Origin of the sequence: Xylanimonas ulmi, from assembly GCF_004216535.1 — a bacterium.
Lineage (GTDB): Bacteria > Actinomycetota > Actinomycetes > Actinomycetales > Cellulomonadaceae > Xylanimonas > Xylanimonas ulmi.
The window spans coordinates 1,632,724-1,647,838 of sequence record NZ_SGWX01000001.1 but is presented as its reverse complement, the minus strand read 5'-3'; the positions used below and the strand labels follow the sequence as shown (position 1 = coordinate 1,647,838).

General features: G+C 74.3%; 13 protein-coding genes and 1 rRNA gene. 13 read left to right on the top strand and 1 reads right to left on the bottom strand.

Annotated features, from left to right (window positions below; all coding sequences use genetic code 11):
- Positions 1 to 97 precede the first annotated feature (97 nt).
- Positions 98 to 214, top strand: a 5S ribosomal RNA gene (gene rrf / locus EV386_RS07585).
- 73 nt (positions 215 to 287) lie between these two features.
- Here rrf and EV386_RS18495 read toward each other — a convergent pair.
- Complete coding sequence (locus EV386_RS18495) at positions 288 to 1,805, bottom strand: hypothetical protein (protein ID WP_207216490.1); 1,518 nt, start codon at positions 1,803 to 1,805, stop codon at positions 288 to 290.
- Here EV386_RS18495 and EV386_RS18490 point away from each other — a divergent pair.
- The 12 genes from EV386_RS18490 (at position 1,710) to EV386_RS07525 (ending at position 15,060) form a co-directional block, all read left to right on the top strand.
- Positions 1,710 to 2,576, top strand: a complete 867-nt coding sequence (locus EV386_RS18490; protein ID WP_242607876.1) for a tetratricopeptide repeat protein — start codon at positions 1,710 to 1,712, stop codon at positions 2,574 to 2,576. The genes EV386_RS18495 and EV386_RS18490 overlap by 96 nt on opposite strands.
- Complete coding sequence (locus EV386_RS07575) at positions 2,573 to 3,589, top strand: HAD-IIA family hydrolase (protein ID WP_130413783.1); 1,017 nt, start codon at positions 2,573 to 2,575, stop codon at positions 3,587 to 3,589. The genes EV386_RS18490 and EV386_RS07575 overlap by 4 nt, the downstream gene beginning before the upstream one ends.
- Positions 3,590 to 3,746: 157 nt before the next feature.
- Positions 3,747 to 3,929, top strand: a complete 183-nt coding sequence (locus EV386_RS07570) for a hypothetical protein (RefSeq protein WP_130413781.1) — start codon at positions 3,747 to 3,749, stop codon at positions 3,927 to 3,929.
- Entirely contained in the window at positions 3,926 to 4,852 is a 927-nt protein-coding gene (locus EV386_RS07565; RefSeq protein WP_130413779.1) for a TlyA family RNA methyltransferase, read from the top strand. The genes EV386_RS07570 and EV386_RS07565 overlap by 4 nt, the downstream gene beginning before the upstream one ends.
- Positions 4,849 to 5,856: an NAD kinase gene (locus tag EV386_RS07560; RefSeq protein WP_130413777.1), complete on the top strand. Its 1,008-nt coding sequence runs from the start codon at positions 4,849 to 4,851 to the stop codon at positions 5,854 to 5,856. Before EV386_RS07565 ends, EV386_RS07560 begins: the two co-directional genes overlap by 4 nt.
- 1 nt (position 5,857) lies before the next feature.
- Complete coding sequence (gene recN, locus EV386_RS07555; RefSeq protein ID WP_130413775.1) at positions 5,858 to 7,573, top strand: DNA repair protein RecN; 1,716 nt, start codon at positions 5,858 to 5,860, stop codon at positions 7,571 to 7,573.
- Between the two features lie 5 nt (positions 7,574 to 7,578).
- Positions 7,579 to 8,781, top strand: coding sequence for a putative cytokinetic ring protein SteA (gene steA, locus EV386_RS07550; protein ID WP_242607875.1), 1,203 nt, complete (start codon positions 7,579 to 7,581; stop codon positions 8,779 to 8,781).
- 60 nt (positions 8,782 to 8,841) lie between these two features.
- Positions 8,842 to 9,924: a copper transporter gene (locus EV386_RS07545; RefSeq protein ID WP_130413771.1), complete on the top strand. Its 1,083-nt coding sequence runs from the start codon at positions 8,842 to 8,844 to the stop codon at positions 9,922 to 9,924.
- A complete protein-coding gene (locus EV386_RS07540) occupies positions 9,924 to 10,754 on the top strand; it encodes a hypothetical protein (RefSeq protein WP_130413769.1) in 831 nt (276 codons plus the stop codon). Before EV386_RS07545 ends, EV386_RS07540 begins: the two co-directional genes overlap by 1 nt.
- A complete protein-coding gene (murJ, locus tag EV386_RS07535; protein WP_130413767.1) occupies positions 10,751 to 12,451 on the top strand; it encodes a murein biosynthesis integral membrane protein MurJ in 1,701 nt (566 codons plus the stop codon). The genes EV386_RS07540 and murJ overlap by 4 nt, the downstream gene beginning before the upstream one ends.
- 291 nt (positions 12,452 to 12,742) lie before the next feature.
- Positions 12,743 to 14,425 carry a CTP synthase gene (locus EV386_RS07530; protein ID WP_130413765.1) on the top strand — a complete coding sequence of 561 codons (1,683 nt, stop codon included), beginning with the start codon at positions 12,743 to 12,745 and terminating at the stop codon, positions 14,423 to 14,425.
- Positions 14,422 to 15,060 carry an NUDIX domain-containing protein gene (locus tag EV386_RS07525; protein ID WP_130413763.1) on the top strand — a complete coding sequence of 213 codons (639 nt, stop codon included), beginning with the start codon at positions 14,422 to 14,424 and terminating at the stop codon, positions 15,058 to 15,060. Before EV386_RS07530 ends, EV386_RS07525 begins: the two co-directional genes overlap by 4 nt.
- Positions 15,061 to 15,115: the final 55 nt, after the last annotated feature.

Genomic DNA, 15,115 nt, shown 5'->3' with positions numbered 1-15,115 from the left:
ACGCGTCCACTGTGCGGTTCCCGAGTCACGGGCAACCACCCCCCACCCCCACACACGTGAGGGACACGAGGGGGCACCCCGAACAACTCGACACTGTTACGGCGGTCATAGCATAGGGGAAACGCCCGGTCCCATTCCGAACCCGGAAGCTCAGCCCTATAGCGCCGATGGTACTGCCCTGGAGACGGGGTGGGAGAGTAGGACGCCGCCGGACACCCTTCACGAAAGACCCCGCACCCCAGGTGCGGGGTCTTTCGCATACCCAGACACCTCCGCAGACGCCGATCTCACAAGTCCGGCCGGGCCGCGCGAACGTGCCGGCCCACGGTCGCGTGGGAGAATCGATTGACGCACAAACCGAGAGGACCACCGTGAACGATTCCGCCCGTGAGCAGGGTGAGGAGCGCGGCGACAACCGTCGCCCGCGCCGCTTCGACGACCGTCGAGGGCCCCGTTCCGCAGGCAGACCCGCAGGCGACCGGCAGGGCTCGGGCGACGGCCCGCGTTCGGGCGGGCGCACAGGGGGTCAGCCGTGGTCGCGTGACGACAAGCGTGGCGGTGGACCTCGTCGGGACCAGCGGCCGGAGGGTTTGCGAGGCGGACCGCGACGCGAGGGCCCCGCGCGCGACGATCGCGACGGAGGGTTCGGTCGTGACGGCCGGGACTCTCGTGGCGGCGAGCGCCGTGACGGTGGGTTCCGTGGCGGGGAGCGGCGTGAGGGTGGCTACCGCGAGGGTGGTTTCCGCAGCGACGCCCGAGGCGACGGCGGCTTCCGCGGCGGCGAGCGGCGTGAGGGCAGCTATCGGGATGGCGGTTTCCGTGGTGGCGATCGGCGCGAGGGAGGTAACCGCGAGGGTGGCTTCCGCGAGGGTGGCTTCCGCGGCGGTGAGCGGCGGGACGGCGGCTTCCGCGGTGGCGAGCGGCGCGATCCTGGCTACGGTGGCGGCGAGCGGTCCGATCGGCGCGACTCGGCGCGTCGCGAGCAGGGGAGTTTCCGCCGCGATGACCGCGGCGACGGTGGCTATCGCGACCGCGGTGAGGGCGCGCGGCGTGGATTCCAGGGCCCAGACCGTGGTGAGCGGAACGCTCGCGGGGGCGAGCGGCGCGAGGGCGGCTTCCGTCGCGATGATCGCGCTGACGGTGGGTTCCGCCGCGAGGGCTACCGCCGCGATGACCGCAGCGACGGTCCTCGCCGCGAGGACCGAGGGGACGTTCCCTCTCGCGGTGGCGATCGCCGCGGCGGTGAGCGGAATGGAGGGTTCCGCTCCGGCGAGCGGAGCGACCGCGGGTTCCGTCGTGAGGACCGGCCGAGCGGCTTCCGCCGCGAGGACGGACCTGAAGCGCGCGGTGAGCGCGGGTTCCGCCGTGATGACCGCGGAGATGGCGGGTTCCGTCGTGAGGACCGTGGTGCGGGCGGACGTCCTGACGAGAGTCGCCGCGGCGGCTTTCGCCGTGACGATCGTGGGGACGAGCGCCGAGGATCCGAGCGTCGTGAGGCCGGTTTCCGCCGGGATGAACGCCAGCGCGGCGACCGTGACGAGCGGCGTGGCGGCCAGGGTATGCGCGAGCGCGGCGACCGTGACGAGCGGCGTGGCGGCCAGGGTATGCGCGAGCGCGGCGGTCGACCGTCCGACCGTGGCCGACCGGGTCGGGACGACCGCCCGGCCCAGGACCAGCGTCCGGAGCGCCTGCGTGTCCCCGAGCCCGAGGTGCCCGAGGACGTCACCTTCCGGGAGCTCGCGAAGGACGCCCGCGAGCGACTGCGCGCCCTGTCCAAGGAGAACGCCGAGCGCGTCGGCGCGCACCTGGTGATGGCCGGGCGGCTACTCGACATCGACCCCGAGCTGGCCTACGAGCACGCGCAGGCGGCGGTTCGCCGCGGCGGCCGCATCGACGTCGTGCGGGAGGCGGCAGGGATCGCCGCGTACCGCACGGGACGTTTCGCGGAGGCGCTGCGCGAGCTGCGCACGGTGCGTCGGCTCAATGGCTCGTCCGAGCACCTGCCGATCATGGCGGACGCTGAGCGCGGCCTCGGGCGGCCCGAGCGCGCGATCGCTCTTGCTGCCTCGCCGGAGGCCGACACGCTCGACGCGGTCGGCAAGGTCGAGCTCGCGCTCGTCGTCAGCGGCGCGCGGTCAGATCTGGGAGAGCATGACGCCGCACTGGTCGTGCTTGACAAGATCCCGCCGCAGTCGGGCGATCGCGCGCTGCGCGTGCTCGCGGCCCGCGCCGCCGCGCTGGAGGCCGCCGGACGCGACGAGGAGGCTGCGGCGCTGCTTGCGGACGTCGACCCCGACGACCTCGAGCGCGCGACGGGTAACGCCGAGCCCGAGGACGACGTCGTCGTCTACGACGTCTACGACGACGAGGCTGACGCGGACGATGAGTCGGACGAGGCTGACGCGGACGCTGAGTCGGACGACGTGGACGCGGACGATGAGTCGGACGATGAGTCGGACGCGGACGATGAGTCGGACGACGTGGACGCGGAGCCCGACGATGAGCCGATCGACGAGGCCGGTGAGGGCGTAGACGAGGAGCAAGAGGACGTGACCGACGAGGAGGCTCGTTCGTGACCACCGCAGGACTGCTCGGCAGCGACGTCCCGCTCGCCGAGGCGTACGACCTCGCACTCGTCGACCTTGACGGGGTCGCCTACCGCGGCCACCTGCCGATCGAGCACGCGTCCGACAGCCTCGTCGCCGCGCGCGGCCGCGGGCTGCGGCTGGTGTTCGTCACCAACAACGCGTCGCGCGAGCCTGAGGAGGTCGCCGGCCAGCTCACGGGGCTCGACATCCCGACCGCGCCCGACGAGGTGATGACGGCCGCACAGGCCTGTGGGGCGCTGCTTCGCACCCGCCTCGAGCCGGGCGCGCGCGTCCTGGTCGTCGGTGGCGCGGGGCTGCTCACCGCCGTGCGCGCGGCGGGCTTCGAGGTCGTGTCATCGGCAGACGACGCACCTGTGGCGGTCGCGCAGGGCTTCGCGCCGGACTTGGCGTGGGCCGACCTCGCCGAGGCCGCGTACGCCGTCGCGGCCGGCGCCTGGCATGTGGCGAGCAACCGTGACCTGTCGCTGCCGACCGCGCGCGGCTACGCGCCCGGCAACGGGGCGTTGGTCGGCGCGGTCATGGCCGCGACGGGCGTTGAGCCGTCAAGCGCGGGTAAGCCGTCGCCGACCATGTACCGGCTCGCCGTCGAGCGGGCCGGTGGAGCGCGGGCGCTGGTGGTCGGCGATCGCCTCGACACCGACTTGGCCGGGGCGCGCTCGGGCGGGTATCCGGGTCTGCACGTCCTGACGGGTGTGTCCAGCGCGCGCGACGACGTGCTGGCGGAGCCGGGGCTACGCCCGCACTACGTCGGCGCGGACCTGCGCGCGCTGCTGGAGCCCCACCCGCTCCCGGCGCTCGGCGCGGACGGCTGGTGGGAGTGCGCCGGTCGCGCGGCCCGCGTGGCCGACGGACGGCTTGAGGTCGACCGGCAGGGGACGGCGGGCATCGACGTCGTGCGCGCGGCGTGCGCGGCCGTGTGGGCGGCGGCCGACGCCGGGGAGCCCGTGGCCGCGGCGGATGTGCCCGAGCTGACCGCCTGAGCAGACTGCCGACGCGACGAGCCGCCCGGCTGTGGAGACGCCGTCTGCGCGCGGCGCCTGGCGGTCAGCGTCGGTGGCAGCCGGTAGCGTGGTGACGGGCCGTTCGGCCCACGCCACCAGCGGTCGGACCGGCCGCATGACTGACCGGGGGAGAGCGATGTCGCAGGACGGAAGCGGGACACGCGTAGAGGCGGGCGGACCCGACGCCGTCGCGCCCGCGGACCTGCTCGCCGACCTCGACGACCTGCCCGTCAGTGAGCACGTGGCGCGATTCGAGGCGGTGCACGACACGCTGCGCGCCCGCCTCGCGGGCGAGCCTGCCGACGGCGGCGCCGCGTGACGGCGGTCCGCGTCGACGCCGAACTCGTGCGGCGACAGTTGGCGCGCTCACGCGCCCAGGCCGCCGACCTGGTCCGAGCGGGCCGCGTCAGCACGGCCGGGCGCACGGTCACCAAGCCGTCCATCTGTGTGCCGCAGGACGCTGAGCTCGTCGTCGAACCCGACCCCGACGACGCCGGGTACGCCTCACGCGCCGCCCTCAAGCTCGCGGGGGCGCTCGACGCGCTGGGCTCCCACGCCACCGGGCGCGGCGTGGCGGCCGCGGTCGACGGCGGCTGGTGCCTGGACCTGGGCGCCTCGACGGGCGGGTTCACCGACGTGCTCCTGCGGCGGGGCGCGGCGCACGTCGTCGCGCTCGACGTGGGCCATGACCAGCTCGTGCCGAGGCTGCGCGCCGACCCGCGCGTCACCGTGGTCGAGGGGTACAACGTGCGCGGCCTGGTCCGCGAGGACCTCGCCCGCGAGCCCGACCTTGTGGTCGGCGATCTGTCGTTCATCTCCCTGACGCTCGTGCTGCCCGCCGTCGAAGGGGTGCTCGCGCCCGGGTCGTGGGCGCTGCTGCTGGTCAAGCCCCAGTTCGAGGTCGGCAGGCAGCGGCTGGGCGCGGGCGGCGTCGTACGGGACCCCGCGCTGCACGTCACCGCGGTCGTCGACGTCATCGAATCGGGCGCTCGCGCCGGGCTGTGCGCGCGGGCCGTCGTGCCGAGCCCGCTGCCCGGGCCGAGCGGCAACCGCGAGTACTTTGTGGTGTTCGAGCGGGCCACGCCGCCCGCCGAACTGGGCTCCGGCCCGCCAGACAGATCTGTCGAGGCGGCGGTCCGCGCCGCGGCCGACTGGCGGCCCGACGGCAACCCGACCTTGCCGCCGCCCGTCGTGCCGCTGACGCCGGCGCTCCCGCCCAATCGCCCCGGAGGTGCATCGTGACCCGCAGAGTGCTCGTCGTCACGCACGGCGGCCGCCCCCGAGCCGTCGCGGCGCTGAGCGAGGCCGTGCGCGAACTGGAGGCATCAGGATTCGAGGTCGCGCTGCACGACGACGACCTCGCCGAGACGTTCGGCGACCATATGGCCACCACCCGTCTGCGCGAGGGCGTCGCCGAGTCCGAGGTCGTCATGGTGCTCGGCGGCGACGGCACGATCCTGCGCGCGGCCGAGCTCACGCACGGCACGCAGGTGCCGCTGCTCGGCGTCAACCTGGGCCACGTGGGCTTCCTCGCCGAGTCCGAGCGCGAGGACCTGCGCGCCGCCGTGCAACGGCTCGCCGAGCACGACTACGTCGTCGAGGAGCGCACCGTCGCCGCCGTCCAGGTGCACCGCCCGGGCGAGGACGAGCCGCTGACCGGCTGGGCGCTCAACGAGGCCACCATCGAGAAGGCCGAGCGGCAGCGGATGCTTGAGGTCGGCATCGAGGTCGACCGCCGGCCGCTGTCGAGCTTCGGTTGCGACGGCGTCATCCTGTCGACGGCGACGGGCTCGACGGCGCACGCGTTCTCGGCGGGCGGGCCGGTCATGTGGCCCGACGTCGACGGTGTGCTGCTGGTGCCGCTGTCAGCCCACGCGCTGTTCGCGCGGCCGCTGGTGATCGGCCCACGCTCGGCCTACCGCATCACGGTGCTGGAGCGGTCACCGGTGCCCGCGGTGCTCACGTGCGACGGACGGCGCAGCATCGACCTTCCCGTCGGCTCGACCGTCGAGGTGCGGCGCGGTGAGCAGCCGCTGCGGTTCGCGCGCCTGTCGCCTGCGCCGTTCACGGACCGACTCGTGTCCAAGTTCTCCCTGCCGGTCGTCGGCTGGCGAGAGGCCGCCGACGACGCCGCGGCCGCGCGCGCCCGGCTGACCGCGCTCACCGACGCGGCGACCGATGACGGCGCTGCCCCCGAGGCGCCCCACCCGCGGGGGCAGTCGCCCCACGACGCCAAGGCGGTGTGACGTGCTTGAGGAGATCGCGATCGAGAACCTCGGCGTCATCCGGTCGGCGCGTGTCTCGCTCGCGCGCGGCCTGACGGTCATCACGGGGGAGACCGGCGCCGGCAAGACGATGGTGCTCACGGGCCTCGGCCTGCTCATGGGCGGCAAGGCGGACCCGGGCGCCGTGCGACCGGGCGCGCGGGGCGCCGTCGTCGAGGGGCGCTGGCACGTCGTGGGCCGCAACGGCGTCGTCGAGCGGGTCGAGGACGCGGGCGGGACGGTCGACGACGACGGCACCGTCGTCGTGCTGCGCACCGTCGCCGCCGAGGGGCGCTCACGCGCCCACCTGGGCGGGCGGGGCGTGCCCCAGGGGGTGCTCGCCGAGATCGCCGACGAGCTGGCGACCGTGCACGGGCAGGCCGACCAACTGCGGCTGCGCACGCCGTCGAAGCAGCGCGAGGCGCTCGACGCGTTCGCAGGACCGGGGCACCTCGCCACGCTGGACGCCTACCGCGCGGCCTGGGCGGAGCGAGCGGCCCTGCAGGCCGAGATCGACGACCTGACGGCGCGCGCCGTCGAGCGCGCGCGTGAGGCCGAGCTGCTGCGCCTGGGGCTCGCGGAGATCGAGCGGGTCGACCCGCGCCCGGGGGAGGACGCCGAGCTGCAGGCGCTCGTGGCCCGCCTGGGCAACGTCGAGGCGCTGCGCGTCGCCGCGGCCGAGGCGCACGACGCGCTGGCCGGCGAGTCCGACGAGGTCGCCTCGGCCGTCGAGCAGCTCACGCGCGCGCGGCGCGCGCTGGAGGCCGCGGCGCACGACGACCCGGGCCTGGCAGAACTGGCGGGGCGGATCGCCGAGGCGGGCTACCTCGTCGCCGACGCCGCGACCGAGCTGTCGGCCTACGTCGACGACCTCCAGGCGGACCCGGCGGGCTTGGAGACCGCGCACGCCCGGCTCGCGCAGCTCACCGCGCTCACGCGCTCCTACGGCGAGACGGTCGACGACGTGCTGCGCTGGGCGTCCGACGCGGGGCTGCGGTTGCTCGACCTCGACGACGGCGGCGAGCGGCTGCGCGGCATGGCGCAGCGCACCGCCGAGCTCGACGACGACCTCGCGCGGCTGAGCGGCGACCTCACCGTGGGTCGGACGTCCGCGGGCCAACGGCTCTCGACGGCGGTCACCGCCGAGCTCGCAGGGCTCGCGATGGGCGGCGCGCGCCTTGAGGTGAACGTCGCGCCGGCGGAGCCCGGACCATGGGGTGCCGACCAGGTGACGTTCTCCCTGCTCCCGCACCCCGGGGCGTCCGCGCGCCCGCTCGGCAAGGGTGCGTCGGGCGGCGAGCTCTCCCGCGTCATGCTCGCGCTCGAGGTCGCGCTGGCGACGGCCGCGGTGCAGGGGGCGGTCGGCGCCGAGCCGACGCTGCCCACCTTCGTGTTCGACGAGGTCGACGCCGGAGTAGGCGGCCGCGCTGCGGTCGAGGTCGGGCGTCGACTGGCTCTGCTGGCCCACAGCACGCAGGTGATCGTCGTCACGCACCTCGCCCAGGTGGCGGCCTTCGCAGACACGCACCTGGTGGTCACCAAGTCGGCCGGCGACAGCGGCACGGTCACCGGCGTCCACGAGGTGACCGACGACGCACGGGTGCGTGAGCTCGCGCGCATGCTCTCGGGCCAGGACGACAGTGAGAACGCCCGCAGGCACGCGCGAGAGCTTCTGGAGAGCTCGACCGTGGGACGATGAGACCGATGAAGCTCATTCCCCGCAGGTCAGGCGGCTCGACCGCGCACGCCAAGGACGCGTCAGACGCCGCCTCGACGCGCGGCCCGGCGCGCGTCGGGCGCCGCACCAAGGACCTCACCAAGCGTCTCGCGGTCGGCGACGTCGCGGTGATCGACCACATCGACATCGACCGCGTCGCCGCCGACGCGCTCGTGGCCGCGCGGCCCGTCGCCGTCCTCAACGCGGCGCGCTCGACGTCGGGCCGTTACCCCAACGCCGGCCCGAGCATCCTGCTGGAGGCCGGGGTCATCCTGGTCGACGACCTCGGCCCTGCGGTCATGGACCTGCGCGAGGGGGCGGCGGTCACGATCGACGGGGGCCGCGTCGTCGTCGACGGCCAGACGGTGGCCGAGGGGGTGCGTCAGACCGAGGCGACGGTCGAGGCGAGCCTCGCCGCCGCGCGCGAGGGCCTGTCGACCGAGATCGAACGGTTCGCCGAGAACACGATGTCGTACCTGCGCCGCGAGCGGGACCTGCTGCTCGACGGCGTGGGCGTGCCCAACGTCCGCACCGTGTTCGAGGGCAGGCACGTACTCATCGTGGTGCGCGGCTACCACTACCGCGAGGACCTCGCGATCCTGCGCCCGTACATCCTCGACAACCGCCCGGTGCTGATCGGCGTCGACGGCGGCGCCGACGCGATCCTCGACGCCGGATACAAGCTCGACATGATCGTGGGCGACATGGACTCGGTGTCCGACCAGGCGCTGGCGTCGGGCGCCGAGATCGTGGTGCACGCCTACCGCGACGGCAACGCGCCCGGGCTGGAGCGCGTGCGCGCGCTCGGCGTCGAGCCCGTGGTGTTCCCGGCGACCGGCACGAGCGAGGACATCGCGATGCTGCTGGCCGACGACAAGGGCGCCGAGCTCATCGTCGCGGTGGGCACGCACGCCACCCTGGTCGAGTTCCTCGACAAGGGCCGCGCGGGCATGGCCTCGACCTTCCTCACCCGGCTGCGCGTCGGCGGCAAGCTCGTCGACGCCAAGGGCGTCTCCCGGCTGTACCGCACGCGCATCTCGAACACGCAGCTCGCGCTGCTGTCGCTCGCCGGCGTGGCCGCCGTCGTCGCGGCGCTGTGGTCGACCAACGTCGGCCAGACCTTCTTCGGCCTCGTCGCGGCCCGGTTCGACGACCTCGTCTCGGGGATCGGCCGCCTCTTCGGAGGCTGAGCCCGCCTCCGCCCCCTCGACCACAGACCGCCCTGCCCGCCCAAGGAGCGCCCGCACACCGTGATCGACTTCCGCTACCACCTCGTCTCACTGATCTCTGTGTTCCTCGCGCTCGCCGTGGGCATCATCCTGGGCGCAGGCCCGCTCCAGGGCACGATCGGCGACCAGCTGACCGACCAGGTCGACTCGCTGCGCACCGAGCGCAACGACTTGCGCGACTCGCTCGCCCGGTCGCAGGCCGACGCCGACGAACGGCTCGAGTTCATCGAGGCCGCCGGGCCCTCCCTGCTCGAGGGCACGCTCGTGGGCCGGAGTGTCGCCGTGGTGGACCTCGACGGGGTGTCCGACGACATCATGGAGGACGTCACTGCGGGGATCGAGGCGGCGGGCGGGTCAGTCTCGGCGAGGCTCGCGCTCACCGAGGCGTGGGCCGACGACGACCACGAGGGCTTCCGCGAGACCGTCGCGGCGGGCATGCGCCCGCGCCTGCGGTCGATCGAGGAGGGATTGTCCGAGGACGCCTCGACCGAGGAGCTGCTCGGGACCGCTCTCGCGCTGGCGCTGGCGCACGAGTCGGAGCCCGGGACGCGCAGCGACGACGCGCAGGCCCTCCAGCAGCAACTCGTCCAGGCGGATCTGATCGTCGTCGACGGCGATCTGACTGCGGCGGCCGACGCCGTCCTGCTGGTGTCAGGCACGGCCGGCTCCGGGGCGCCGCAGAGCGCGACGCCGGCGCCGTCCGAGGCCACCGCCGTCTCGATGGCCACCCTCGCGGGCGCGGTCCAGGCGGTCGCGCCGACCGTCGTCGCTGGTCCGACCACGACGTCGGGCGACGTCGTCTCCACGGTGCGTGGTGACAGTGACGTCGCAGAGCGCGTGTCGACCGTGAGCGGAGTCGACAAGCCCGTCGGTCAGATCGCGGCCCCCCTGGCCGTCGCCGCGCAGCTCGCGGGCACGACCGGTCACTACGGGTTCGAGGACGGCACGACGCCGCTGCCGCGCGTCGTGCGCCCCCGGGCCGACACCGGGTTGGGCGCGGACGCCGGGAGTGACAGCGCGGGCGCCGACGGACAGACCGACGACGACACGGGCGATGTCACGCAGCCTGGTGGCGGCGCGGGTTCGGAAGGCGGCAACGGCTGATGGGCGCGCGTCGACTGGCGCTCGGCGGCGCGGTGGCCGCGGGGGTCACTGCGGCAGCGCGGGTGGCCTTCGACCGGAGGCCGCCCGGGGGGGAAGCGCGCTGGACGCGCGTCAACCACCGCGGCGAGCCCATCAGCCTTCTTGAGGGTCCGGCGGTCGCCGCGGGACTCGCCGCGGGCGCACTGGTCGCCGGACGGGGCCGTGGCCGCATCGCCGGGGTCACGGCGGCCGTCGGCGCCGGCGCGTTCGGGCTCGTCGACGACCTGGCCGAGGACACGTCAACGCGCACGAAAGGCCTGCGCGGGCACCTCGGCGCGCTTGCGCAGGGGCGCTTGACGACCGGTGGTCTGAAAGTCCTCGGCATCGGCGCGACGTCGATCGTGGCGGCCGCGGCCGGGACCCGCAAGACCGGCTCAGCCGCGCAGTGGTGCGGCGACGTCGTCGTCAACGGCGCGCTCATCGCGGGCGCCGCCAACCTGGCGAACCTGCTCGACCTGCGCCCTGGGCGCGCGCTCAAGGCTGCCTCGGCGCTCGCCGTCGTGCCCGTCGGCGGGCCGCTCGCGGCTGCGGGGACCGGCGCGGTGCTGGGCGCCGGGGCGGCGGCCTGGCCCGGGGACCTAGGCGAGCGCGACATGCTCGGTGACAGTGGCGCCAACGCCCTCGGAGCCCTGGTCGGCGCGCGCCTGGCGCTGGGCCTGCCGCGCCCGCTGCGGCTCGCCGCGCTCGCGGGCGTCGTGGGGCTCAACCTGGCGAGCGAGAGGGTGAGCTTCTCGGCCGTCATCGCCCAGACTCCCTGGCTCAAGGCGGTCGACGACCTGGGGCGGCGGTGACCCAGGAGCCCTCCGCGCCCCAACGCTCGGCCGGGGCCAGCCGCGCGCAGACGCTCGCGGGCGCCGCGCTGCTCATCACCGCGGTCACGCTCGCGAGTCGGTTCGTCGGGTTCGGGCGCTGGCTCGCCCAGGGCTGGTGGCTCGGATCGGGGGGCGTGGGGCAGCCGTTCAACACCGCCAACACGCTGCCCAACATCCTGTTCGAGGTCGCCGCGGGCGGCGCGCTCGCGGGGGCGATAGTGCCGCTCGTCGCCGGCCCCCTGAGCCGCGCCGCGCTGACGGGCGAGGGCGGCGCCGAGTCCCGTGCGATCGCCTCACGCAACGCCTCGGCGCTGCTCGGTTGGACGCTCGCGGTGCTCGTCCCGCTCGGGGCGGTGGTCGCGCTCCTGGCGCGGCCCATCACCGTCCACCTGCTTGACGTCCAGGACCCCGTCGTGGCCGACGTCGCAACGGGGTTCCTGCGCGTGTTCGCGATCCAGGTGCCGCTCTACGGCGTCGCGGTGGTGCTCGGTGGCGTGCTCCAGGCGCACAAACGGTTCTTCTGGCCCGCCTTCGCGCCACTGGTCTCCAGCCTCGTCGTCATCGGGGTGTACGCCGGGTTCAGCGTGATCGGGGAGGACCCGCGCGCCGTCGCGGACCTGTCGGCGCGCGCGCTGGGCTGGCTTGCGTGGGGCGCCACCGTCGGCGTCGCGTTCCTCGTGCTGCCGCTGGTCGTGCCCGTGTGGCGCACCGGGCTGCGTCTGCGCCCCACACTGCGGTTCCCCGCCGGACAAGGCGCCCGCGCCGCCCGGCTCGCGTTCGCGGGCGTCGGAGCGCTGCTCGCCCAGCAGTTGTCGGCGCTGCTGGTCGTGCGCACGGCGCAGGGCTTCGGCGACACGACGTTCTCGGTCTACCTCTACACGCAGCAGGTGTACCTCCTGCCGTACGCCGTGCTCGCGTTCCCCATCGCGACGAGCGCGTTCCCGCGGCTCACCGAGCACGCCACGCACCGACGCATGGACGAGTTGCGCGCTCTCGTGTCCTCGACCACCCGCGCCCTGCTTGCGGCCGTCGCCGTGGGCGTCGCGGCGCTGCTGGCCGCGGCCCCGCAGGTCGAGGCGGTGTTCGACCTCATGGTGCAGGGCGACGCGCCCGGCATGGCCGCGGGTCTGACCTGGATGGCGCCCGGCCTGGTGGGATTCGCGCTCATCCTGCACCTGTCACGCGTCCTGTACACGGTGGACCGCGGCCGCGCGGCCGTCGTCGCGACCGCCGCTGGCTGGCTGGTCGTCGCCGCAGGCGTCGCGCTGGCGCCCACGGCGCTCGGCGCGGGCGCCACGCCGTCGGAGGTGCTCGCCTTCCTCGGCGGCGCGACGACGCTCGGCATGCTCGTCGCCGGGGTCGGGCTCATGGCGGCCGTGCGCCGAAACCTGGGCGCCGGGGCGTTGACCGGTGTGCCGCTCACCGTGCTCGTGCTGGCGGTCGGCGTCACGGTCGGCGCGGTCCTCGGGCGCCTCGTGCCGACAGCGGTCACCGCTCCCGTGCACGGCGAGGTGCGGTTCGACGGCGCGGCGCTCGCGGCCAACCTCGGCCTCGGGGCCGCGGCGGTGGCGATCGCGGTGGTGGCGCTCGGCGTCGCCGCCCTGGCCGACGCGGGGCTCCGCGCCCGCGTGCTCGGCTTCGCCAAGAAGGCCGCGACCCGCCTGCCCGGACACTGAGACCCGAAGCCGAGACCGAGCCGCCGCCACCGCACGCCTCCGCGCGGGAGTTCGAGCATTCGCGGCGAGTTCGAGCATTCGTCGGGTTGTTCGAGCACTCGGGCGCTCGAACAACTCGACGAATGCTCGAACTTCACGCGTGTGGGGCGGCTGCGCGGGGCGGCTGCGCGGGGTGGTTGCGCGGGGTGGGGGGTCACGCGGGGTGGGGGTGAGGTGTGAGCGGGGGGCGTGCTGTGACCCACAGCGTCGGTGGCCGGGCGGGTGACGGGGTGTCGGATAGGATGGAGTTCCGTGGCAGACCACCTCACTCGACAGCAGACCCGCTCCTCCGGCCGCTCGGGTGCCTCGCACACGACGCGCCACATCTTCGTGACGGGCGGTGTGGTCTCCTCGCTCGGCAAGGGCCTGACCGCTTCGTCGCTCGGACGCCTCCTGCGCTCGCGCGGCCTGCGCGTGACCATGCAGAAGCTCGACCCGTACCTCAACGTGGACCCGGGCACCATGAACCCGTTCCAGCACGGCGAGGTGTTCGTCACGGAGGACGGCGCCGAGACCGACCTCGACATCGGCCACTACGAGCGGTTCCTCGACATCGAGCTGCCCGCGTCGTCCAACGTCACCACCGGCCAGATCTACTCGCGCGTCATCGCCAAGGAGCGCCGCGGCGAGTACCTGGGCGACACCGTCCAGGTCATCCCGCACATCACCGACGAGATCAAGTCGCGCATGCGCGACCAGGCGGGTGACGGCGTCGACGTCATCATCACCGAGATCGGCGGCACCGTCGGCGACATCGAGTCGCTGCCGTTCCTGGAGGCCGCGCGTCAGGTGCGCCACGAGCTGGGGCGCGATGACTGCTTCTTCCTGCACGTCTCGCTCGTGCCGTACATCGGGCCGTCGGGCGAGCTCAAGACCAAGCCCACCCAGCACTCGGTCGCCGCGCTGCGCAGCATCGGCATCCAGCCCGACGCGATCGTGCTGCGCTCGGACCGCCCCGTGCCGCAGGGCATCAAGAACAAGATCGCGCTCATGTGCGACGTCGACACCGAGGCCGTGGTCAACTGCGCCGACGCGCCGAGCATCTACGACATCCCGCGCGTGATCCACGCCGAGGGCCTGGACGCCTACGTGGTGCGCCGCCTCGACCTGCCGTTCCACGACGTCGACTGGGACGGGTGGCACACGCTGCTTGAGCGCGTGCACGAGCCCGAGCACAACGTCGAGGTCGCCCTCGTGGGCAAGTACATCGACCTGCCCGACGCCTACCTGTCGGTCACCGAGGCGTTGCGGGCGGGCGGCTTCGCCAACGACACCAAGGTCTCGGTCCGCTGGGTCGCCGCGGACGACTGCCAGACGCCTGAGGGCGCGCAGGCGTCGCTCGAGGGCGTCGACGCGGTGCTGGTGCCTGGTGGGTTCGGTGTGCGCGGCATCGACGGCAAGATCGGCGCGCTGCGCTGGGCGCGCGAGAACCTGGTGCCCACGCTCGGCATCTGCCTGGGCCTGCAGTCGATGGTCATCGAGTACGCCCGCAACGTGCTGGGCCACGCCGAGGCGTCGTCGACCGAGTTCGACCCGGCCACCCCCCACCCCGTCATCGCCACGATGGCCGAGCAGCTCGCCATCGTCGACGGCAAGGGCGACCTGGGTGGCACCATGCGCCTGGGCGGGTACGAGGCGACGCTGACGCCCGGCTCGCAGGTCGCCAAGGCCTACGGCGCCGAGCAGGTCTCCGAGCGGCACCGGCACCGCTACGAGGTCAACAACGCCTACCGCGAGCAGCTTGAGGCGGCGGGCCTGCGCATCTCGGGCACGTCGCCGGACTCGACGCTCGTCGAGTTCGTCGAACTGCCGGCCGAGACGCACCCGTACTACGTCTCGACGCAGGCGCACCCCGAGTTCAAGTCGCGCCCGACGCGCTCGCACCCGTTGTTCTCGGGGCTCATCGCCGCCGCCCTCGAGCGCCAGGGCGCGTGAGCGGCGTGCTGCACGACGTCGTCGCGCCGCGACCCTGGTCACGGCGCGACGACGCGTTTCGCGGTCGCATCTTCGACGTCGTGCGCGACGACGTCGACCTCGGCGAGGCCGGGACGGTGCTGCGCGAGTACGTCGACCACCCTGGTGCGGTCGCGGTCGTCGCGCTCGACGACGACGGCAACGTCGCGCTGATCGACCAGTATCGCCACCCCGTGCGCTCGGTGCTGTGGGAGATTCCCGCCGGGCTGCTCGACGTCGAGGGCGAGGACGCGCAGGTCGCGGCCGCGCGTGAGCTGGCTGAGGAGGCGGACCTGCGGGCCGCCCGGTGGGACGTGCTGACCGACTTCCTCACCTCGCCGGGGAGCAGCAACGAGGCGCTGCGCGTCTTCCTCGCGCGCGACCTCACGCCGGTGCCGCAGGCCGAGCGCCACGTGCGCACTGACGAAGAGGCGGCCATGCAGGTGCGTTGGGCGCCGCTCGACGAGGTCGTGGCCTGTGTGCTCGACGGGTCGCTGCACAACCCGTCGACGGTCGTGGGCGCGCTCGCCGCGGCCGCCGCGCGCGCGAGCGGCTGGGCGGCCCTGCGGCCCGCGGACGCGCCCTGGCCCTACCGCCGAGGGGTGTTGCCGCGCTGAGTCGGCCGAGCCGCGATCACGCGGCCGGCCTGTGGTGCGGCGCGTGCCGTCGCGC